A 19028-nucleotide genomic window follows, 5' to 3' on the forward strand; every position below is an offset into this window, starting at 1 on the left:
TGCATGCCGGGAGAGAGAGTTATTCGTCGTCGTACGCCGGGCCGGCATAGTTGTCGAAGCGCGACCACTGGCCGTTAAAGGTCAGGCGCACCGTACCGATAGGACCGTTACGCTGTTTACCCAGAATAATCTCGGCGATGCCTTTAAGATCGCTGTTTTCATGGTAAACCTCGTCGCGGTAGATAAACATAATCAGGTCGGCGTCCTGCTCAATAGAGCCGGATTCACGCAGGTCGGAGTTGACCGGACGCTTATCGGCGCGCTGCTCCAGCGAGCGGTTAAGCTGCGACAGCGCCACTACCGGCACGTTAAGCTCTTTCGCCAGCGCCTTGAGCGAGCGAGAGATTTCGGCGATCTCCAGCGTACGGTTGTCGGAGAGCGACGGCACGCGCATCAGCTGCAGGTAATCGATCATGATCATGCTCAGGCCGCCGTTTTCGCGGAAAATGCGTCGCGCGCGCGAGCGCACTTCGGTCGGCGTCAGGCCGGAGGAGTCGTCGATATACATATTTTTCTTCTCCAGCAGGATGCCCATGGTGCCGGAGATACGCGCCCAGTCTTCATCATCAAGCTGGCCGGTACGGATGCGCGTCTGATCCACGCGCGACAGCGACGCCAGCATACGCATCATAATCTGCTCGCTGGGCATCTCCAGACTGAAGATCAGCACCGGCTTGTCGTGCAGCATGGCGGCGTTTTCGCACAGGTTCATGGCGAAGGTGGTTTTACCCATCGACGGACGCGCCGCGACAATAATCAGATCCGACGGCTGCAGGCCGGCGGTCTTTTTATTCAGATCCTGATAGCCGGTGTCGACGCCGGTCACGCCGTCGTGCGGCGTTGAGACCAGGGATTCGATGCGCGACACCGTGGCTTCCAGCACCTCCTGAATGTTCTTCGGCCCTTCGTCTTTGTTCGCGCGCGATTCGGCGATTTTAAAGACGTTGGACTCGGCGAAGTCGAGCAGTTCGTCGCTGTTGCGTCCCTGGGGATCGTAACCGGCGTCGGCGATCTGATTCGCTACCGAGATCATCTCGCGCACTACCGCGCGTTCGCGCACGATATCCGCATAGGCGCCGATGTTCGCCGCGCTGGGGGTGTTTTTCGCCAGCTCCGCCAGATAGGCGAACCCGCCCGCCATCTCCAGCTCGCCGCGCGTTTCCAGCGACTCGGAGAGCGTGATCAGGTCGATGGGCTGGCCCGCTTCCAGCAGACGCTGCATCTCGGAAAAGATCAGACGGTGCGAGCGGTTGAAGAAATCTTCCGCCACGACGCGCTCGGAGACGTTGTCCCAGCGTTCGTTATCCAGCATCAACCCACCCAGCACCGACTGCTCCGCTTCAATCGAATGCGGCGGCATTTTAATACCTTCCAGCTGCCGGTCGGGCGTGTCGTTCGATTTGTTGGTGGGTTTATTTCCTGCCATAGTGAATGCAATACCGATCTTCTGAGGGGACGCGCCAGTATACCTTATGGCGGCGCGCCTCTCACGCCTCATATTGAACAATCACAGGAGTAAAAATGGCAAAGCGTATTCAGTTTACCGCGCAGGGCGGGCCTGAGGTATTGCAATGGGTAGATGTCGATCCTGCCGATCCTGCTGAACGCGAAGTGCAGGTAGAGAACCGCGCCATCGGCATTAACTATATCGACACCTACGTGCGCGGCGGCCTCTATCCGGTTCCCGCGCTGCCCTCTGGCCTCGGCACCGAAGCGGCGGGCGTGGTGAAGCGCGTCGGCAGCGCGGTCACGCGCTTCAAGCCGGGCGATCGCGTGGTCTATTGCCAGGCGACGCTGGGCGCCTACAGTGAGCTGCACAACGTGGCGGAAGATCGGCTGATGCTGCTGCCGGACGCCATCAGCTTCGAACAGGCTGCCGCCAGCTTTCTGAAGGGGCTGACCGTGCACTATCTGCTGCGCCAGACCTACCGGGTGAAGCCGGACGAGACCTTTCTGTTCCACGCGGCGGCGGGCGGCGTCGGCCTGATCGCCTGCCAGTGGGCGAAAGCGCTCGGCGCGCATCTGATCGGCACCGTTGGATCGGCGGAAAAGGCGAAGCTGGCGAAAGCGGCGGGCGCCTGGGCGACCATCAACTACCGGGAAGAGAATATCGCCGAGCGCGTCAGCCAGCTGACCGACGGCAAAAAAGTTGCGGTGGTGTATGACTCGGTGGGCAAAGATACCTGGGAAGCGTCGCTGGATTCGCTGCGTCGTCAGGGACTGATGGTGAGTTTTGGTAATGCTTCCGGGCCGGTTACCGGTGTGGATTTAAGCATCCTCAACCAAAAAGGCTCGCTGTTCGTCACGCGTCCTTCGCTCTACGGCTATATCACCAACCGCGAAGAGCTAGAGCAGGCGAGCAACGATCTTTTCTCGCTGCTTGCCAGCGGCGCAATCAAGGTTGAGGTGCCGGAACAGCAGAAGTTCCCGCTGAAAGAGGCGGAGCGAGCGCACCGCACGCTGGAAAGCCGCAGCACCCAGGGCTCCAGCCTGCTTATTCCCTGATGCCTGAACGCAAACGGGGCTTCCCGTAGGAAGCCCCTTTTCTTTTTATCGTTCGCGCTGGTGTAGGGACAGCGGCGATGAATTCATGTCGACTCAACGGCGATCATCCTGGCAGAAAACATAAGTAAAAAATATGTTTAATTGCGAAACTGGCATAAGCAATCTGTCAGTCTGTGATCGCACCCGCAATTAATAGCCGCGACGCCGTTCTAACTTGCTGATTTTTCGACGCAGCTTGCGGCGCGCCCGTTCGCGGCTATCACCGCAAAAGGCGCGATAAACCCAGGCGGCAACCAGCGCCATCACCAGCCAGGGCAACAATTTGATTACAAGCGCAAACAGGCCGCCGATGAACATTACCGCCGTCGCGACCACCAGCGCCGCCAGCACGCCCAGCAGCGAGACGCCCGTCACCAGAAGCATCACAAAAAAACCCAGCACAAACAGAATTTCCACGTTGTTACTCCTCTTGTTAGTTCTACAGCTCTATTACAAGAAGCGTGCCATATGTTATCTGTTTGAATAGATTCAAGAATAGCGATAGTGACCGCCGAAAAATAGCGAATTTCACCGATTTTTGGCGTAAAAAAAACCAGCGCTCAGGCTGGCTTTTTTACCGCTGCCGCGGGTAATCAGGCTTCCTGTGGGATCTTATCCGCTACCAGCGCCAGCGCCGCTTCCAGCACGCGTACGTCTGCGCCCGGCTTATGGGCGTTTTCACTCAGATGACGACGCCACTGGCGCGCGCCGGGAATGCCCTGGAACAGGCCGAGCATATGACGCGTGACGTGGCCGAGATAGGTGCCCTTCGCCAGTTCCGCCTCTATATAGGGATACATGCTGCGCACCACCGCTACCGGATCCGCAATCGGCGCGTCACGGCCGAACAGCTCGCGATCGACCTGCGCCAGCAGGCCGGGATTCTGGTAAGCCTCGCGTCCCATCATCACGCCATCGAGATGCTGCAGATGGGTTTTGGCCTCTTCCAGCGACTTCACGCCGCCGTTAATGGCGATAGTCAGCTGGGGAAAATCACGCTTCAGCTGATAGACGCGCGGATAGTCAAGCGGCGGGATTTCACGGTTCTCTTTCGGGCTCAGGCCGGAAAGCCAGGCTTTACGCGCATGGATGATAAAGGTGTCGCAGCCGCCGCGCTGCGCGACGGTGCCGACAAAATCGGTCAAAAATGCGTAGCTGTCCTGTTCGTCGATGCCGATACGGGTTTTTACCGTCACCGGAATTGAAACCACCTGACGCATAGCGTCGACGCACTCGGCCACCAGCGACGCTTCCGCCATCAGACAGGCGCCGAAGCGTCCGTTCTGGACGCGATCGGAGGGGCAGCCGACGTTGAGGTTTACCTCATCGTAGCCACGCTCTTCCGCCAGCTTCGCGCACTGCGCCAGCGCCGCCGGATCGCTGCCGCCAAGCTGCAGCGCGACCGGATGTTCCGCCTCGCTGTAGGCCAGGTAGTCGCCCTTGCCGTGAATAATGGCGCCGGTGGTCACCATTTCGGTGTAGAGCAGCGCGTCGCCGGTCAGCTGACGATGGAAATAGCGACAGTGTCGGTCGGTCCAGTCGAGCATCGGCGCGATGGAAAAACGTTGCGAGGAGAAAGAATTGCTCATGAAGCGCAGAAAATCCGTTAAGGGTGATGATAATCTGCGCAATGATAGCACATTTACAAGGTGCCGGGCGACTCTGCATCGCCCGGCATAATGACGGCTAAAAATCGCCGATTAGAAGTTAAACCCGAGCTGCATCATCGCGCCCCAGGTATTGTTGTCGCCTACCGAACCTGCCAGATCCAGATGCACCGCGTTGTTGAACGGCGACACGCCGAAGCCGGCGGTGAAGACATTTTCGTCGTTGGATTTCATATCCGCGCGGTAGCCAGCGCGCAGCGCCAGCCAGTCCAGCACGCGGTATTCGCCGCCGACGCCGGCGTACTGGCTGCTCTCTTCCGATTTAAAGCGTTTCGTTTCGGTAAGATCCACATCCAGCGCCGCGGTAAAGGGGCCGCCGTTCCACGACAGGCCAGAGGTCACCAGCGGACGGATCTGGTAGGTGTCGCGATAGCCGTTAGTCTCTTTAGTCTTCAAATCGCGCGACACCAGATTCTGTCCGGTAACGCCCAGCGTCCAGCTGTCGCTCAGCGGCGTCGCTAAACCGGCGTCGATGTTGAAACCGGTATTATCGTTGCGGTAGCGGCTGCCGTTGAGGTCGTTTTTATCGTAGTTGTAGATGCTGGCGGTGTAGTTATAGAGCCAGGTTTTCTGGATCTTAGGCGTGACGCCGATCGAAACCGGATGTCCCGCCACGCTGAACTCGTGCGCGACGGCGATGCCGTAGTCGGTGACCAGCGCCGCCAGTCCGTTTGCGCTGGAACGCAGGTTATTCTGGTCGCCCGGCACGGGAATAACGGTGCCGTTCGCCACGCCGTCGAGATAGGCGATGTCGCTCTGCGCCACGTTAGCGCGCAGGTGCACCGTGCCATACGCCTTAGTGATAAAGGCGAAGGGCAGCGTTTCGTTGGGAACGGTCACCGCCAGCGCGACGCCCGCCGTGCCGTTGGCTTTGTTGCCGCGCAGGTCGCGAAGCTGGTTCGCCACGTCTCGCGACGCCGTTTTCAACTGCGGATAACCGTTGAGATAGTCGCGGAAGGTCAGGCCATTGATTACGTCACGATAGCGATCGACGGTATCGCTGATGTCATCGACCTTATCGACCATCTTGTCTTTATCGGTTATCTGCAGGCCGGCAGAAGGAAAAATAATGCCGACATTATCGTCCGGCTGCGCGCGCGTCATTAGCGCCGGGTTCGCCAGCACGGCAGAACTCCACGTAGAGGACGCGACGCCTGTACCGCCCATCGCGTCGTTGCGCGCGTCGTACCAGGTCCCCGCGGCCATAGCGGAAGAGGAGATAAAGAGCGCGTTTAAAACAGCAGGATATAAAAGCGCAGAGCGCCGGGTGGTTTTGTTCGCCATTTGTCTGCCATCACCTTGATCAGGAAAACATTCATCATCGGAATTTGTCGTTAGCGCTATTGTGAATCGCGGCTAACGGTTCATTGCTGTGAATTGAGTCGAAACAGCATTGTTATTCGCCGGATTGGATGTTTTAGCTACAAATCGGCGCTTTTATTATTTAGCGGGGTAGTCAAAAAGGATATTAAGGCCAGCAGTTGCTTAAGGCCTCATGAACATTAGTGCTTAACCTGGTGAGTTGTAAAGCAAAACTCTAGTTTTGTTAGTTAATGTCTCAATGATGTTGGCACTGATTAGCGTCACAAAACCAACTTCATCCTCTGCTTTTTATCCTAATGCATTGATATTAATAGGTCATAACAGGGATTGTGCTGAAAGCGCGCAACTTCAGCGCAAGCGCGTCTGCTGTGATAAGATAACATCTCGTTTTCAGCGGAGAATCACCATGTCGACAATGACGCCAGAAAAAATCATGACTCAGGCGGAAAAACTCTGCCTGCAACGCGGAGTGCGGCTAACCGCGCAGCGCGCTGAGGTGTTACGTCTGATGGCGGCGCAGCATGGATCGATTAGCGCTTACGACCTGCTGGATCAGCTACGCGCCAGCGAGCCGCAGGCGAAGCCGCCGACGGTCTATCGCGCGCTCGATTTCTTGCTGGAACAGGGATTTATCCATCGCGTGGAATCCAACAACAGCTACGTGGTTTGCCATCATTTCGAGGCGCCGGCGCATACTTCGGTGATGCTGGTTTGCGATCGCTGCGCGGCGGTCACGGAAAAACAGGCGCAGGGCGTCGAGAATATCATTGCCGATCTGGCTGGCGAGGCGCGCTTCACGTTACGCCATAGCGTAATTGAGGCACATGGACTCTGTACCCGATGTGCGGAGGTTGAAGCCTGTACGCATCAGGATAGCTGCAGTCACGATCATGAGTCTGAAGGGAAAAAGCGCGGAAAAAGAGGGTAAGCGGCACTTCCCTGTGCCGATCGCTCAGATCAAGCCTGAGCGAGGAGATTACCAGCGGTAATCTTTATTCTGGGTTTCCCAGTCTGAGACTTCTTTCTCTGCCTCATCCTTAGCGTAACCGTAGCGTTCCTGAATTTTGCCGACAAGCTGATCGCGTTTACCTTCGATAACCTGCATGTCATCGTCGGTCAGCTTGCCCCATTTTTCTTTGAATTTGCCTTTGAACTGCTTCCAGTTACCGCTCGCTTCGTCTTTATTCATGTCAGACCTCCACGTCATCCTTAGTTTTACATACCACCACACATTGGCAGTACGACAATACAAAGCGCTGCTGTGTCGCGCTGTTGTAAGGTAATTATAGTAGACGAATCGGCAACCGGCGCATAAATACAGAATAATCCGTCAGGCGCAGCGTGTTACGGCTGCCGCTGCGCGCGCAAATTAACTTTGAAACCAGCGTTTTAAGCGCCATTCACGCCGCCAGATCAGCCAAAGCGAAACGCCGCGTAGCGCAAGAAAAACCGTGACCGCCAGCCATAAACCGTGATTGCCTAGCCAGGGGAGAGTCAGCAATGTCAGGAAATAGCCCAGCGCGGCCATCGCCATACTGTTGCGCATTTCGCGTCCGCGCGTCGCGCCGATAAACAGGCCGTCCAGCAGATAGCACCATACGCCCGCCAGCGGCAGAACGATCTGCCAGATAAGATAGCGATCGACCAGCTGCCGCAGCGACTCCAGCGAGGTCAGCATCGACACGATAGCGTCGCCGCTCGCCGCGTAAATAAGCGCAAAGGCGAGCGCGACCATGCCCGCCTGTCGGCAGGCGGCGCGCCACACCGACAGCAGTCGTTTGCCGTCGCGCGCGCCATAGGCCTCGCCGGAGACGGCTTCCACCGCGTAGGCGAAGCCGTCGAGCGCATAGGCGGTAAAGGTGATGAACATCAGCAGCACGGCATTAGCGGCGACAATTTCCGACCCCAGTCGCGCGCCGATAAGCGTCAGCGAGGCAAAGCAGAGCTGCAGCAGCAGCGAGCGCAGCATAATGTCGCGATTGAGGCGCAGCAGGCGGCTGATATCGCCGCGCCAGCTCTCTTTCAACATCGCTATCGAGATGCCGCGTAGCTTCAGTACGCGCCACACCATCGCCAGTCCGACCGCCAGCGTAACATATTCCGCCAGCGCCGTGGCGCTCGCCGCCCCTGCCACGCCCCACTTCAGCCCGAGCACCAGCCAGAGATCGAGCAGAATATTGACCGCGTTGCCCACCACCAGCAGCACGACCGGCGCGCGGGCGTACTGCACGCCCAGCAGCCAGCCGAGGATCACCATATTCGCCAGCGTCGCCGGCGCGCTGAGCCAGCGGATATTAATAAAGATCGCGGCCTGCTCCTGCACCTGCGGATCGCCGCCCGCCAGCCGACCTGTCAGCGCGCTGAGCGGCTCGCGCAGCAGGATAAACAGCAGGCCCGCAAGCAGCGCCATCAGTAGCGGCTGCGTCAGGGCGCGCGCCAGCGCCTGCGTATCCCGCGCGCCAAAGGCCTGCGCGGTAATGCCGGTGGTGCTCATGCGCAGAAAGAGTAAAAGCATAAAGACGAAGCTGGTCGCGGTCGCGCCAATCGCTACGCCGCCAAGGTAAACCGGACTGTCGAGATGGCCGATAACGGCAGTGTCCACCAGGCCAAGCAGCGGCACGGTGATATTGGAGAGGATCATCGGCAGCGCCAGCCGCCAGAGTTGTCGGTCGTCAGCAGAGAAGAGACGCATCAGCCGGTCCATGCCTGAAAACGTTAAAAGAAGCGAGGCGGCCCCGGCGCGACGTTAGCCGCAGGAGACGCGTGAAAAGATTAGCGTACAGACGCCTGACGAAGGGATGCAGGCGTCTGAAGGCCAGCGGTCAGAGCCACTCGCCGTTGCGCACCACGCCTACCGCCAGACCTTCAACGGTCAGCGACTGCGTGCGGGTGTCGACGATAATCGGCTCGAAGTCGTTGTTTTCCGGCAGCAGATGAACCACGGTGCCCTGCTTTTTCCAGCGCTTTACCGTGACTTCGTCATCAATGCGCGCCACGACGACCTGACCGTTACGTACATCCTGCGTTTTATGCACAGCCAGCAGATCGCCATCCATAATGCCGATATCTTTCATCGACATACCGGCGACGCGCAGCAGGAAGTCAGCAGAGGGCTTGAACAGGTCGGGATCGACTTTGTAGTGCGTTTCAATGTGTTCCTGCGCCAGCAGCGGCTCGCCGGCGGCGACGCGGCCGATTAACGGCAGTCCGTTGGACTCTTCCTCTTCCATCAGCAGGCGAATGCCGCGTGATGCGCCGGAAACGATCTCGATAACGCCTTTACGCGCCAGCGCTTTGAGGTGTTCTTCGGCGGCGTTGGGGGAACGGAACCCCAGCTGCGAGGCGATCTCCGCACGCGTTGGCGGCATGCCCGTCTGGTTGATATGGTCGCGAATCAGGTCATAAACCTGTTGCTGCCTGGTGGTTAATGCTTTCATCCCGCCCCCTGGTTGTTTATACAGTCGCTGTGAGTATATACAGGTATTGGCGAAATGAAAACCAAAACCCAGGGAAATAACAGCCATTTGGGTAATTCTGGAAAGGCTATCGCAAATGGGTCCAGAGCAGCGCGACCCAGACAAACAGCGCCAGTATGATAGTGAGCAAGACGGCGGCGGATCCCATATCTTTCGCCCGCCCCGCCAGCGGATGACGCTCCTGGCCGATGCGGTCGACCACCGCTTCAATCGCGCTGTTGAGGATCTCGACGATGATCACCAGCACCACCGATCCGATCATCAGGATGCGCGCCACGGTGTCGACATCCAGCCAGCAGGCGATGACGATCGCGACGATGGCGGCCGTAGCTTCCTGACGAAACGCGGCTTCATGCTGCCAGGCGGCGCGCAGCCCCTGCCACGAGTAGCCTGCCGCTTTTACAATCCTGAGTAAACCGGTGGTATTACTTGCCATTGCGAGGGAACCCTTTTAGTTGTTTGACGTCAATGTCTGGGCCAGGTGCGTTTGGCACCACCACAGATCTTCGCAGCACTTTCTGATATGCTTGCGGCGCTTTGCTAACAAGAGGCTTCATGTTGTCTATGTCAGGTTGGCGTAAACTTTATTATAAATTGTTGAATTTACCACTTTCTATTCTGGTAAAAACGAAGGCTATTCCGGGCGATCCCGTTTCCGAACATGGACTCGATCCGACGCGGCCGATTATGTACGTGCTGCCATACGATTCCAAGGCGGATTTGCTGACGCTGCGCCAGCAGTGTCTGAAGCATAATTTGCCCGATCCGCTGTCGCCGCTGGAAATCGACGGCGCGCTGCTGCCGCGCCACGTGTTTATCCACGACGGTCCGCGCGTATTCCCCCATTTCGGGCCGAATACGGAATCGGTGAAGATTTTCCACGAGTACCTCGATCTGCACCGCAGCAATCCTCAGCTCGATATCCAGATGCTGCCGGTATCGGTGATGTTCGGGCGCGCGCCTGGCCGCGAGGTTCAGGGCGACGATGCGCCACACCTGCGCGAGCTTAACGGGGTTGAAAAGTTCTTCGCTATTATCTGGCACGGCCGCGACAGCTTTGTGCGCTTTTCCCCCACCGTTTCGCTGCGCTGGATGGCGACGCAGCATGGCACCGACAAATCGATCGCGCAGAAACTGGCGCGCGTGGCGCGCATTCATTTCGCGCGCCAGCGTTTAGCCGCGGTCGGCCCGCGTCTGCCGGCGCGTCAGGATCTCTTCAACAAGCTGCTGCAGTCCAAGGCGATTGAAAAAGCGGTGGAAGAAGAGGCGCGCAGTAAAAAGCTTTCCCATGAGAAGGCGCAGCAGAACGCCGTCGAAATGATGGAGGAGATCGCCGCCGACTTCTCCTATGAGGCGATCCGCGTTACCGATCGCGTGATGGGCTGGCTGTGGAGCCGTCTCTATCAGGGCATCAACGTCAACGGCGGCGAACGCGTGCGCCAGCTGGCGGAAGATGGCCACGAGATCGTCTATGTGCCCTGCCATCGCAGCCATATGGATTACCTGCTGCTCTCCTACGTGCTTTATCACCAGGGGCTGGTGCCGCCGCATATCGCCGCAGGCATCAACCTGAACTTCTGGCCAGCCGGGCCAATCTTCCGCCGCCTGGGCGCGTTCTTTATTCGCCGCACCTTCAAAGGCAACAAACTCTACGCCACCGTGTTCCGCGAATATCTCGGCGAGCTGTTCAGCCGCGGTTACTCGGTCGAGTATTTCGTTGAAGGTGGGCGCTCACGTACCGGTCGTTTGCTCGATCCGAAAACCGGCACGCTGGCGATGACGCTGCAGGCGATGCTGCGCGGCGGCAAGCGACCGATTACGCTGGTGCCGATCTATATCGGCTATGAGCACGTAATGGAAGTGGGCACTTACGCCAAAGAGCTGCGCGGCGCGGCGAAAGAGAAAGAAGGCTTTATGCAGATGGTGCGCGGCCTGCGTAAGCTGCGCAATCTGGGCCAGGGCTACGTTAACTTCGGCGAACCGCTGCCGCTGGTGAACTACCTCAACAAGCAGGTGCCGGAGTGGCGCGACGCCATCGATCCGATTGAACCGCAGCGTCCCAGCTGGCTGACGCCAACGGTGAACGATATCGCGGCGCGTCTGATGGTGCGCATCAATGAAGCGGGCGCCGCCAACGCCATGAACCTGTGCGTGACCGCGCTGCTCGCCTCACGTCAGCGTTCGCTAACCCGCGAGCAGCTGATCGAGCAGCTTGAGTGCTATACCGAGCTGCTGCGCAATGTGCCCTATTCGCCGGAATCGACCGTGCCGCCGCTTTCAGCGGAAGAGCTGCTGAACCATGCCATGAGCATGAATAAGTTCGAAACCGAGCAGGACAATATCGGCGACATCATCATTCTGCCGCGCGAGCAGGCGGTGCTGATGACCTATTACCGCAACAATATTCACCATATGCTGGTCATGCCGTCGCTGATCGCCGCCATTATTCAGCAGCACCCGAACCTGAGCGAAGCCGAACTGCTGCGCCAGGTGCGTCTAATCTACCCGATGCTGAAAAGCGAGCTATTCCTGCGCTGGGAAATCGACGCGCTGCCGGCGCTGCTGAGCGCCCTCTGTCAGGAGCTGGCGCGTCAGGGTCTGATCACCCTGCAGGATGGACAGCTGCGCCACACCGCCGCGCGTTATCGCACGCTGCAGCTGCTGGCCGCCGGCATCCGCGAGACCCTGCAGCGTTTCGCCATCACCTTCTCGATCCTCAGCGCCAAACCGACCATCAACCGCGGCACGCTGGAGAAAGAGAGCCGTATGCTGGCGCAGCGTCTTTCGGTGCTGCACGGCATTAATGCGCCGGAGTTTTTCGATAAGGCGGTGTTCACCACGCTGGTGCTGACGCTGCGCGATGAGGGTTATATCAGCGACACCGGCGACGCCGACGTCGAGCGTACGCAGGCTACCTGGCATATTCTGGCCGATCTGGTGACCAGCGATGTGCGGCTGACCATCGAAAGCGCGGTGGCGCACGAGTAGCCTGCCGCGGGCAGCAAAAACCAGGGGCGACAGAGATGTCGCCCTTTTTTGTTGCCTGGAAGGTGCCTGCGCGGTGGGCATGGGTGCCCGTTAAAAAACGGCGTTTAAAACAGCTGGCTAAACGGCGGCGTATTCAGCACCACGCCGATAAACACCACCAGCCCGACATAGTTGTTGTTAAGAAAGCCCTGAAAGCAGGCGTCGCGCTCGCGGCGGACAATCAGCTTCTGCTGATAAATAAACAGCGCGGCGGCGCCGAGCAGCGACCAGTAAAAGAAGGCGTTAAGCTGCATCAGCAGTCCCACCAGCGCCAGCAGACCCAGGGTTGCGAGCTGCAGCAGGCCGATAATCAGCTTGTCGTAGCGACCAAACAGAATCGCCGTCGATTTGACGCCAATCTTGATATCGTCATCGCGATCGACCATGGCGTACTGCGTATCATAGGCGACGGTCCAGCAGATGTTTGCCAGAAATACCAGCCAGCACTCTAGTGGTAAGGACTCACTAACCGCAGCCCAGGCCATGGGAATCGCCCAGCCGAACGCCGCGCCTAACACCACCTGCGGCAGATGGGTGTAGCGCTTCATAAAGGGATAGCACCAGGCCAGCGCCAGGCCGCCGAGCGAAAGCAGAATCGTCATCAGGTTCATGGTGAGCACCAGCGCGAACGCCAGCAAGCCCAGCAGCACAAACAGGATTTTAGCCTCTTTCTCGCTGACCGCGCCGCTGGGCAGCGGTCGGCCTGCGGTACGCTTCACGAAGCCGTCGACCTTGCGGTCAGCGAAATCGTTAATCACGCAGCCCGCCGCGCGCATCACAAACACGCCGAGCACAAACACCACCAGCACCGACAGCGGCGGCACGCCCATATCCGACAGCCAGAGCGCCCACAGCGTCGGCCACAGCAGCAGCAGCGTGCCGATCGGTTTATCAATACGCATCAGGCGGCTATAGGCCTGAAACTTACTCATCTGTACGCTTTTTTCCACGTTTAATCGTCCTCAGGCCAGGTCGCGATAGAGCGGCGAGGCGGGTAAAAACAGTTCCGTCAGCAGCAGCGGCTTGCCCGACAGCCGCAGGCGCGAGCGGCGTCCCCAGAGCGCGCCGACGCTGCCCGGTTCGATAAAATCGCGGCTTAAGGTCGAAGAGGAGAAAAGATAGCGGCCAAGCGGGCGCGTTCCCAGCTGTTGCAGCATCTGCTCCGGGCCGTTGAGCGTGCTCTCCGGCACCAGCGTGCGGCCGATAAGCCAGGGTTCGTCATCGCCGCACAGCACGATCTCGCGCAGCCAGAAGCGTGCATCGTCCGGCAGAAGCGCCCTTTCATCGGTAAGCTCATCGGCGTTGATAAAGCCTTCGCGCATCGGCCGCACCGTCACCTGCCGACAGTGCTGCTCGAAACGGCGCGTCATGGAGTCCTCCTCCATCAGCCAGTCCAGCAGCGGCGCGGTCAGCGTCGGATGCGTGGATGGCAGCCAGTTGAGCGCGCGTAATAAGCTGAGCGCCTCTTGCGACATATCACCACTCCCGTCAATTTTGAGGGCAACAGTGTAGCGCAGAGGCGCGGCGGGCACACCTGGCGGCAGCTATTCGCGCTTCAGGCGGTTGCTGTTCGCCAGCCACAGCGTCACCACCAGAATCAGGATGGCACCGGAGTAGCAGAGCGTGTCGAAGGGATTTTTATGGTCGACGATAATCAGCCGAATAATCGCCGTAATGCCGATATAGACAAAATAGCGCAGCGGGAAGTGGTAGCCAGACTGGAAGTATTTAACGATCAGCGCGATAAATTCGAAGTAGAGGAAATAGATTACGATCCCCTCAATCAGCAGATAAGAGGAGGCCTGTTCCCCGACATTCAGCAGCACGTTGGCAAGGTGCAGCGTCTCTTTGCCCAGAAACACCGCCAGAATAACCGCCAGCGCCAGCAGCCCCAGGTTCAGTACCCATTGCAGCGCCAGTGCGATGTACTGACCGCCGGTGGGTTTAAGGTTCATGATTCGCCTCGATAATGGCTTATTAATAAAGAACCGTCATCATGCTGTAATGTGACCTGAATCACAAGATAGCGGCATCGCGGCGCGCGTCGCCGTGGGCAAAAATGCAGCGTCGATCCCCTTCCCGTATCAGCGAACTGGTCTACAGTTAAAAGGTCGGCAGCGCGCGCAGGTCGCTTAAAATTCAGGAAAAAATGCGCCCGCCCGGCCGTTCGTTTTGCAGATTGCTCTTTCCGTCAGGCTGGCTCTCTGCTGCTTTTTAGCCTGACGGTTGTGGAGTGGCATGACGTGTTAACCCTGCTTAATCTTCTCTCCGCCGTCGCCCTGCTGGTCTGGGGCACCCATATCGTGCGCTCCGGCATTATGCGCGTCTTCGGCGCCGACCTGCGCCGCGTGCTCAGCCGCAGCATCGAAAAGAAACCCATGGCTTTTCTGGCGGGCATCGGCGTGACCACGCTGGTGCAGAGCAGCAACGCCACCACGCTGCTGGCGACCTCCTTTGTGGCGCAGAAGCTGATGGGCCTGACGCCTGCGCTGGTGGTAGTGCTGGGCGCCGACGTCGGCACCGCCATCATGGCGCGTATTCTGACCTTCGACCTCTCCTGGCTGTCGCCGCTGTTTATCTTTTTCGGCGTGGTCTTCTTCCTGTCGCGCAAGCAGACGCGCATCGGTCAGATGGGGCGCGCCAGCATCGGTCTGGGGCTGATTTTGCTGGCGCTGCAGCTGATTGTCAGCGCTGCCCGGCCGATTACGCAGGCGGCTGGAGTACAGGTGCTCTTCTCCAGCCTGACCGGCGATATTCTGCTGGATGCCCTTATCGGCGCGGTCTTCGCCATTATCAGCTACTCCAGCCTGGCGGCGGTGCTGATTACCGCCACGCTGACCGCCGCAGGCGTGATTTCGTTTAAAGTCGCGCTCTGTCTGGTCATCGGCGCCAACCTCGGCAGCGGCCTGCTGGCGATGCTGAACGCCAGCGGCTCCAACGCCGCCGGCAAGCGGGTGGCGCTCGGCAGTCTGCTGTTCAAACTGCTCGGATCGCTGGCGGTGCTGCCCTTTATCAACCTGCTGGCGCCCTGGCTGGATAAGATGCCGGTCAACGATGAAGAGCTGGTGATCTTCTTCCACGTCTTCTACAACCTGATCCGCTGCCTGATCATGGTGCCCTTCGCCGATCCGATGGCGCGGCTCTGCACCCGTCTTATCAGCGAGGATGCCGAGGCGGATATGGCGATGAAACCTCGCCATCTCGACCGCAGCGCGCTGGATACGCCGACGCTGGCGCTGGTCAACGCCGCGCGCGAGACGCTGCGCATCGGCGACGTGCTGGAAATGATGCTGGAGGCGTTCAATAAAGTGGTGCACGGCGAAGTGCGCGAAGAGCGCACGGTGCGGCGGCTGGACGACGATGTAGACGTGCTCTATACCGCCATCAAGCTCTATCTGGCGCGCATGCCGAAAGAAGATCTGTCGGAAGAGGATTCGCGCCGCTGGGGTGAAATTATCGAAATGTCGCTGAATCTTGAGCAGGCGGGCGACATTATCGAACGCATGAGCGGCGATGTGGCGGATAAGGCGCTGACGCCGCGCCGCGCCTTCTCGGCGGAAGGGATCGAGGAGTTAGAGACGCTGCATGAGCAGCTGCTGGCGAACCTGCGCCTCAGCCTGTCGGTATTTCTCTCGCGCGACGTCACCAGCGCGAAGCGGCTGCGCCGCGCCAAGCATCGCTTCCGCATTCTGATTCGCCGTTTTTCGCATGCGCATGTCGAGCGACTGCATCAAAAGAACGTCCAGAGCATTGAAACCAGCTCGCTGCATCTCGGTCTGCTGGGGGATATGAAGCGCCTGAATTCGCTGCTGTGCAGCGTAGCCTATACGCTGCTGGAGCAGCCGGACGACGAGCGGGACGAGGAGTGAAGCGGGGGCGCCCGGCCCCCGCTCTGTTACTTCTTGTCGACCGGTTTGCCTGACCAGTAGCCCGCCAGCAGCGAACCAGAGAGATTGTGCCAGACCGAAAAGAGCGCGCCCGGCAGCGCGGCCAGCGGCGAGAAGTAGAGCTTGCCCAGCGTCGCCGCCAGGCCGGAGTTCTGCATGCCGACCTCCAGCGCCAGCGTGCGGCAGGTCGACTCGTCAAAGCCGAACAGCTTGCCGCCCCAGTAGCCGCCCAACAGGCCGATGGCGTTATGCATCACCACGGCGGCGATCACCATCAGGCCGACCGAGCCGATAAAGCCCTGACTGCCCGCCACCACGGCGCTGATGATCAACAGAATGCATACCATAGAGAAAGCCGGCAGATAAGGCTCGATCCGGCGCACCAGACCGTTAAAAGTGTGGTGGACGATCAGCCCCAGGCTAATTGGGATCGCCACGATCTTCACGATGCTGAGCAGCATGCCCACGACGTCCACCTGAATATGCGTATCGACGTAGAAGCGCGTCAGCAGCGGCGTCGCGAAAACGCCCACCAGCGCGGAGACCGAGGAGATGGTCACCGACAGCGCGACGTCGCCCTTCGCCAGATAGATCATCACGTTCGAGGCGGTACCGCTGGCCACGCTGCCCACCAGGATCATGCCTGCGGCGAGATCCGGCGGCATCTGGAACAGCTTCGCCAGCGCCCAGGCGGCGAGCGGCATCACCAGATAATGCAGAAAGGTGCCGGCGATCACCGGCGCCGGGCGCACCAGCACGCGTTTGAAATCGTCGATATTAAGCGTAACGCCCATACCAAACATAATCAGCATCAGCAGCCAGGAGACCCAGGGTCCGATGCCGAGAAAAGTGCCGGGCGAGTAGTAGGCGGCCACCGAGAGCAGCACGGCCCATAGCGGGAACAGGCGGGTTAATTTGGCGAGCATAGCCAGACTTCCTTCTTTGAATGTTGTGTTTTTTCGCGGATTTGCCACAGAGAAACGCGACGCAGGAACGGGTGCGCCAGCGGAGCGGGATCATAACATTTCGTTATCGCAAGGTGAGGCCGGAAGGGAAAATGGGGATCGACTGCTGCCGATCCGCCAGATAGTGCCGGAAATACGCTGGCTTTTACGCTAAAAAGCGGTCGATCGCACCAGCCGGATCCGATCCGGCCGGGCGGATCGTTATTCGAACAGGTTTTTATGCAGCGCGCGCACCACGCTTTCCGCATCTTCGCCCGGCACCAGGAAACAGAGGTTGTAGCTGCTGGCGCCGTAGCAGATCAGGCGCAGGTTAAACGGCTCAAGCGTGCCGAACACCTCTTTGCCGACGCCGCGCGCGCGGGAGAGGTTATTGCCGATGATCGCCACCAGCGCCAGGTTCTCTTCCACTTCGACGCGGCAGAGCGACGACAGCTCTGTCAGCAGCGCCTGGGTCAACAGACTGTCGCCGGTAGAGGTCGAACCGGTGGTGTCGAGCGTCAGCGCCACGCTCACTTCCGAGGTGGTGATCAGATCCACGGAGATATTGTGGCGCGCCAGAATAGTGAAGACTTCGACGAGGAAGCCGCGCGAGTGCAGCATGTTCAAACTGTGCAGCGTCAGCAGCGTCTGACGACGACGCAGCGCCAGCGCGCGGAACAGCGGCGGGTTGGCGGTTTCGCGATGCACGCGCGTGCCGCCGGCGGCGGGATCTTTGCTTGAGCCGACAAACACAGGAATGTCGCTGCGCACCGCCGGCAGCAGCGTCGCCGGATGCAGCACCTTGGCGCCGAAGATCGCCATTTCGGTCGCCTCTTCAAAGGTGATGTCGTCGATACGCTTCGCGGACGGCACTACGCGCGGGTCGGTGGTGTAGATGCCCGCCACGTCGGTCCAGATATCGACGCGCGCCGCTTTCAGCGCCTCGCCCAGCAGCGCGGCGGTATAGTCGCTGCCGCCGCGTCCCAGCGTGGTAGTGCGGCCCTTTTGCTCGCTGCCGATAAAGCCCTGGGTAATCACCAGCGACTGCGCCAGGCGCGGGGTCAGCAGCGCGGCGGCCTGTTCGGCCAGCGTCGCGATTTCCGGCTCGGCGCGGCCGAAGCGGTCGTTGGTGCGCATCACTTTACGCACATCGAACCACTCCGCCTCGACCTGACGCTCGCGCAGGATCTCCACGAACAGCAGCGTGGACATCAGCTCGCCGTGGCTGACCAGCTCGTCGGTGAGCGCGTTGGAGGTCGCCAGCGAGGCGGCGTCGGAAAGCATGGTGATGTTTTCGATCATGCGATCGATTTCATCACGGATAACGGCCGGGTTTTGCAGGCGTTCGACTATCGCATACTGGATGCGGCGAATTTCGTCCAGCAGGTAAGCGCGCTGCGCCTGCTCCTGGCCTTCTGCCAGCGAGACCAGCAGATTGGTCACGCCCGCCGAGGCGGAGAGCACCACCAGACGCGTGTTGGCGTTGGCCAGCACCACATCGGCGCTGCGGTTCATAGCATCGAAATCGGCAACGCTGGTGCCGCCAAATTTCGCCACGATCAGAGTTTGAGACATGTACGACCTCGTGTCAGGTTATCTTCTCCCGCGTTTATGGGACGGGAGACATTGTATCAGCCTTGGCACAAGGGAAGAGCAGAATTGGGCAGACAAGATCAGGAGACGAGTCACCCAGAAGCACTTCACCTTGCGAAGCGACCGACTGTGGACGCCTCTGGTGACAACCCAGGGGATTCAGCCCCTGCAGCCGACAGGCAACACTCCGTGTGTTGACCACCTCGGCGTCGCTCCCCCTGATGTGTTATCCCCGGATACGGTTCCTCCAACACACTGCCTGGGCGACGCGCCTCTTCTGGCTTGCGCACGGGTGCGCAAGTAGCCGCATAAAAATACCGGGTCATAAGGTTGCTGTCTACGTCTGTCGGCGATTTGCTGCGCCCGCAGAGCTAAATGGCCTCCTTCAGACCGGTTTATTCTGATTCGGCACAAGGTTCGACGGCGGTATTAGCGGCACAATACGCGCCGCCTGAACTGAAAATCGCCCGTGGCGACAGGCGAAAACGGCGCGCGGTTTCCGTCGCGCGGTCCGCTGCCGCCTGCCGCAAAGGTGACGACGCCGACAAAATTTTTCCTTTCAGCGGA

The 19028-nt window shown here is 59.4% G+C and carries 17 protein-coding genes and 1 riboswitch; of the genes, 4 read left to right on the forward strand and 13 right to left on the reverse strand.

Going from position 1 to position 19028, the window contains the following annotated elements:
* Positions 1 to 19: 19 nt before the first annotated feature.
* A complete protein-coding gene (dnaB, locus tag AC6I7Z_RS17765; RefSeq protein WP_497815175.1) occupies positions 20 to 1426 on the reverse strand; it encodes a replicative DNA helicase in 1407 nt (468 codons plus the stop codon).
* Between the two features lie 95 nt (positions 1427 to 1521).
* Between dnaB and AC6I7Z_RS17770 the strand changes: the two genes are divergently transcribed.
* Positions 1522 to 2505, forward strand: coding sequence for a quinone oxidoreductase (locus AC6I7Z_RS17770; RefSeq protein ID WP_497815176.1), 984 nt, complete (start codon positions 1522 to 1524; stop codon positions 2503 to 2505).
* Between the two features lie 189 nt (positions 2506 to 2694).
* On the opposite strand, the gene pspG is transcribed toward AC6I7Z_RS17770, so the two are convergent.
* From pspG to AC6I7Z_RS17785, 3 genes are all read right to left on the reverse strand, one after another.
* On the reverse strand, positions 2695 to 2961 hold the full coding sequence (gene pspG, locus AC6I7Z_RS17775) for an envelope stress response protein PspG (RefSeq protein ID WP_497815177.1): 267 nt from the start codon (positions 2959 to 2961) through the stop codon (positions 2695 to 2697).
* 176 nt (positions 2962 to 3137) lie between these two features.
* The gene (dusA, locus tag AC6I7Z_RS17780; protein ID WP_497815178.1) at positions 3138 to 4133 is read right to left on the reverse strand and encodes a tRNA dihydrouridine(20/20a) synthase DusA; all 996 of its coding nucleotides are present in this window, start codon (positions 4131 to 4133) and stop codon (positions 3138 to 3140) included.
* A gap of 111 nt (positions 4134 to 4244) precedes the next feature.
* Positions 4245 to 5495, reverse strand: coding sequence for a conjugal transfer protein TraF (locus AC6I7Z_RS17785; protein WP_497815179.1), 1251 nt, complete (start codon positions 5493 to 5495; stop codon positions 4245 to 4247).
* Between the two features lie 445 nt (positions 5496 to 5940).
* On the opposite strand from AC6I7Z_RS17785, the gene zur reads away from it, so the two are divergent.
* Complete coding sequence (gene zur / locus AC6I7Z_RS17790; RefSeq protein WP_033749147.1) at positions 5941 to 6462, forward strand: zinc uptake transcriptional repressor Zur; 522 nt, start codon at positions 5941 to 5943, stop codon at positions 6460 to 6462.
* Positions 6463 to 6510: 48 nt separating this feature from the next.
* Here zur and AC6I7Z_RS17795 read toward each other — a convergent pair whose 3' ends face one another.
* The 4 genes from AC6I7Z_RS17795 to AC6I7Z_RS17810 all read right to left on the reverse strand — a co-directional run bounded on the left by AC6I7Z_RS17795 (position 6511) and on the right by AC6I7Z_RS17810 (position 9446).
* Positions 6511 to 6723 (reverse strand): CsbD family protein, encoded by a 213-nt coding sequence (locus tag AC6I7Z_RS17795; protein ID WP_033749146.1) that lies wholly within the window; start codon positions 6721 to 6723, stop codon positions 6511 to 6513.
* Between the two features lie 180 nt (positions 6724 to 6903).
* Positions 6904 to 8226, reverse strand: a complete 1323-nt coding sequence (gene dinF / locus AC6I7Z_RS17800; RefSeq protein ID WP_497815180.1) for an MATE family efflux transporter DinF — start codon at positions 8224 to 8226, stop codon at positions 6904 to 6906.
* Between the two features lie 130 nt (positions 8227 to 8356).
* On the reverse strand, positions 8357 to 8971 hold the full coding sequence (gene lexA, locus AC6I7Z_RS17805) for a transcriptional repressor LexA (RefSeq protein ID WP_033749144.1): 615 nt from the start codon (positions 8969 to 8971) through the stop codon (positions 8357 to 8359).
* A gap of 106 nt (positions 8972 to 9077) precedes the next feature.
* Positions 9078 to 9446, reverse strand: coding sequence for a diacylglycerol kinase (locus AC6I7Z_RS17810; RefSeq protein WP_497815181.1), 369 nt, complete (start codon positions 9444 to 9446; stop codon positions 9078 to 9080).
* Positions 9447 to 9574: 128 nt separating this feature from the next.
* Between AC6I7Z_RS17810 and plsB the strand changes: the two genes are divergently transcribed.
* Entirely contained in the window at positions 9575 to 11998 is a 2424-nt protein-coding gene (plsB, locus tag AC6I7Z_RS17815; protein WP_497815468.1) for a glycerol-3-phosphate 1-O-acyltransferase PlsB, read from the forward strand.
* Between the two features lie 104 nt (positions 11999 to 12102).
* Here plsB and ubiA read toward each other — a convergent pair whose 3' ends face one another.
* From ubiA to psiE, 3 genes are all read right to left on the reverse strand, one after another.
* Positions 12103 to 12969, reverse strand: a complete 867-nt coding sequence (gene ubiA, locus AC6I7Z_RS17820) for a 4-hydroxybenzoate octaprenyltransferase (RefSeq protein ID WP_497815182.1) — start codon at positions 12967 to 12969, stop codon at positions 12103 to 12105.
* 30 nt (positions 12970 to 12999) lie between these two features.
* Positions 13000 to 13512: a chorismate lyase gene (gene ubiC, locus AC6I7Z_RS17825; RefSeq protein WP_033749141.1), complete on the reverse strand. Its 513-nt coding sequence runs from the start codon at positions 13510 to 13512 to the stop codon at positions 13000 to 13002.
* Positions 13513 to 13581: 69 nt separating this feature from the next.
* On the reverse strand, positions 13582 to 13992 hold the full coding sequence (gene psiE / locus AC6I7Z_RS17830; RefSeq protein ID WP_497815183.1) for a phosphate-starvation-inducible protein PsiE: 411 nt from the start codon (positions 13990 to 13992) through the stop codon (positions 13582 to 13584).
* A 288-nt stretch (positions 13993 to 14280) separates the two neighbouring features.
* Between psiE and AC6I7Z_RS17835 the strand changes: the two genes are divergently transcribed.
* Positions 14281 to 15906: a Na/Pi cotransporter family protein gene (locus tag AC6I7Z_RS17835; protein WP_497815184.1), complete on the forward strand. Its 1626-nt coding sequence runs from the start codon at positions 14281 to 14283 to the stop codon at positions 15904 to 15906.
* A 26-nt stretch (positions 15907 to 15932) separates the two neighbouring features.
* Here the strand turns inward: AC6I7Z_RS17835 and panS are convergent, their stop codons facing one another.
* Positions 15933 to 16850 carry a ketopantoate/pantoate/pantothenate transporter PanS gene (gene panS / locus AC6I7Z_RS17840; protein WP_497815185.1) on the reverse strand — a complete coding sequence of 306 codons (918 nt, stop codon included), beginning with the start codon at positions 16848 to 16850 and terminating at the stop codon, positions 15933 to 15935.
* A gap of 240 nt (positions 16851 to 17090) precedes the next feature.
* The gene (gene lysC / locus AC6I7Z_RS17845) at positions 17091 to 18443 is read right to left on the reverse strand and encodes a lysine-sensitive aspartokinase 3 (protein ID WP_033749137.1); all 1353 of its coding nucleotides are present in this window, start codon (positions 18441 to 18443) and stop codon (positions 17091 to 17093) included.
* A 110-nt stretch (positions 18444 to 18553) separates the two neighbouring features.
* A riboswitch (Lysine riboswitch) is annotated at positions 18554 to 18746 on the reverse strand.
* Between the last annotated feature and the right edge of the window lie 282 nt (positions 18747 to 19028).

The sequence above is a fragment of the Pantoea sp. X-Soil-MYKO-1289 genome, from assembly GCF_059730625.1.

What these genes read in the sequence shown, in the direction of transcription:
- dnaB (WP_497815175.1), bottom strand. Translation starts at nt 1,426, where the DNA reads ATGGCAGGAAATAAACCCACCAACAAATCGAACGACACGCCCGACCGG.
- AC6I7Z_RS17770 (WP_497815176.1), top strand. Translation starts at nt 1,522, where the DNA reads ATGGCAAAGCGTATTCAGTTTACCGCGCAGGGCGGGCCTGAGGTATTG.
- dusA (WP_497815178.1), bottom strand. Translation starts at nt 4,133, where the DNA reads ATGAGCAATTCTTTCTCCTCGCAACGTTTTTCCATCGCGCCGATGCTC.
- AC6I7Z_RS17785 (WP_497815179.1), bottom strand. Translation starts at nt 5,495, where the DNA reads ATGGCGAACAAAACCACCCGGCGCTCTGCGCTTTTATATCCTGCTGTT.
- zur (WP_033749147.1), top strand. Translation starts at nt 5,941, where the DNA reads ATGTCGACAATGACGCCAGAAAAAATCATGACTCAGGCGGAAAAACTC.
- AC6I7Z_RS17795 (WP_033749146.1), bottom strand. Translation starts at nt 6,723, where the DNA reads ATGAATAAAGACGAAGCGAGCGGTAACTGGAAGCAGTTCAAAGGCAAA.
- dinF (WP_497815180.1), bottom strand. Translation starts at nt 8,226, where the DNA reads ATGCGTCTCTTCTCTGCTGACGACCGACAACTCTGGCGGCTGGCGCTG.
- lexA (WP_033749144.1), bottom strand. Translation starts at nt 8,971, where the DNA reads ATGAAAGCATTAACCACCAGGCAGCAACAGGTTTATGACCTGATTCGC.
- AC6I7Z_RS17810 (WP_497815181.1), bottom strand. Translation starts at nt 9,446, where the DNA reads ATGGCAAGTAATACCACCGGTTTACTCAGGATTGTAAAAGCGGCAGGC.
- plsB (WP_497815468.1), top strand. Translation starts at nt 9,575, where the DNA reads ATGTCAGGTTGGCGTAAACTTTATTATAAATTGTTGAATTTACCACTT.
- ubiA (WP_497815182.1), bottom strand. Translation starts at nt 12,969, where the DNA reads ATGAGTAAGTTTCAGGCCTATAGCCGCCTGATGCGTATTGATAAACCG.
- ubiC (WP_033749141.1), bottom strand. Translation starts at nt 13,512, where the DNA reads ATGTCGCAAGAGGCGCTCAGCTTATTACGCGCGCTCAACTGGCTGCCA.
- psiE (WP_497815183.1), bottom strand. Translation starts at nt 13,992, where the DNA reads ATGAACCTTAAACCCACCGGCGGTCAGTACATCGCACTGGCGCTGCAA.
- panS (WP_497815185.1), bottom strand. Translation starts at nt 16,850, where the DNA reads ATGCTCGCCAAATTAACCCGCCTGTTCCCGCTATGGGCCGTGCTGCTC.
- lysC (WP_033749137.1), bottom strand. Translation starts at nt 18,443, where the DNA reads ATGTCTCAAACTCTGATCGTGGCGAAATTTGGCGGCACCAGCGTTGCC.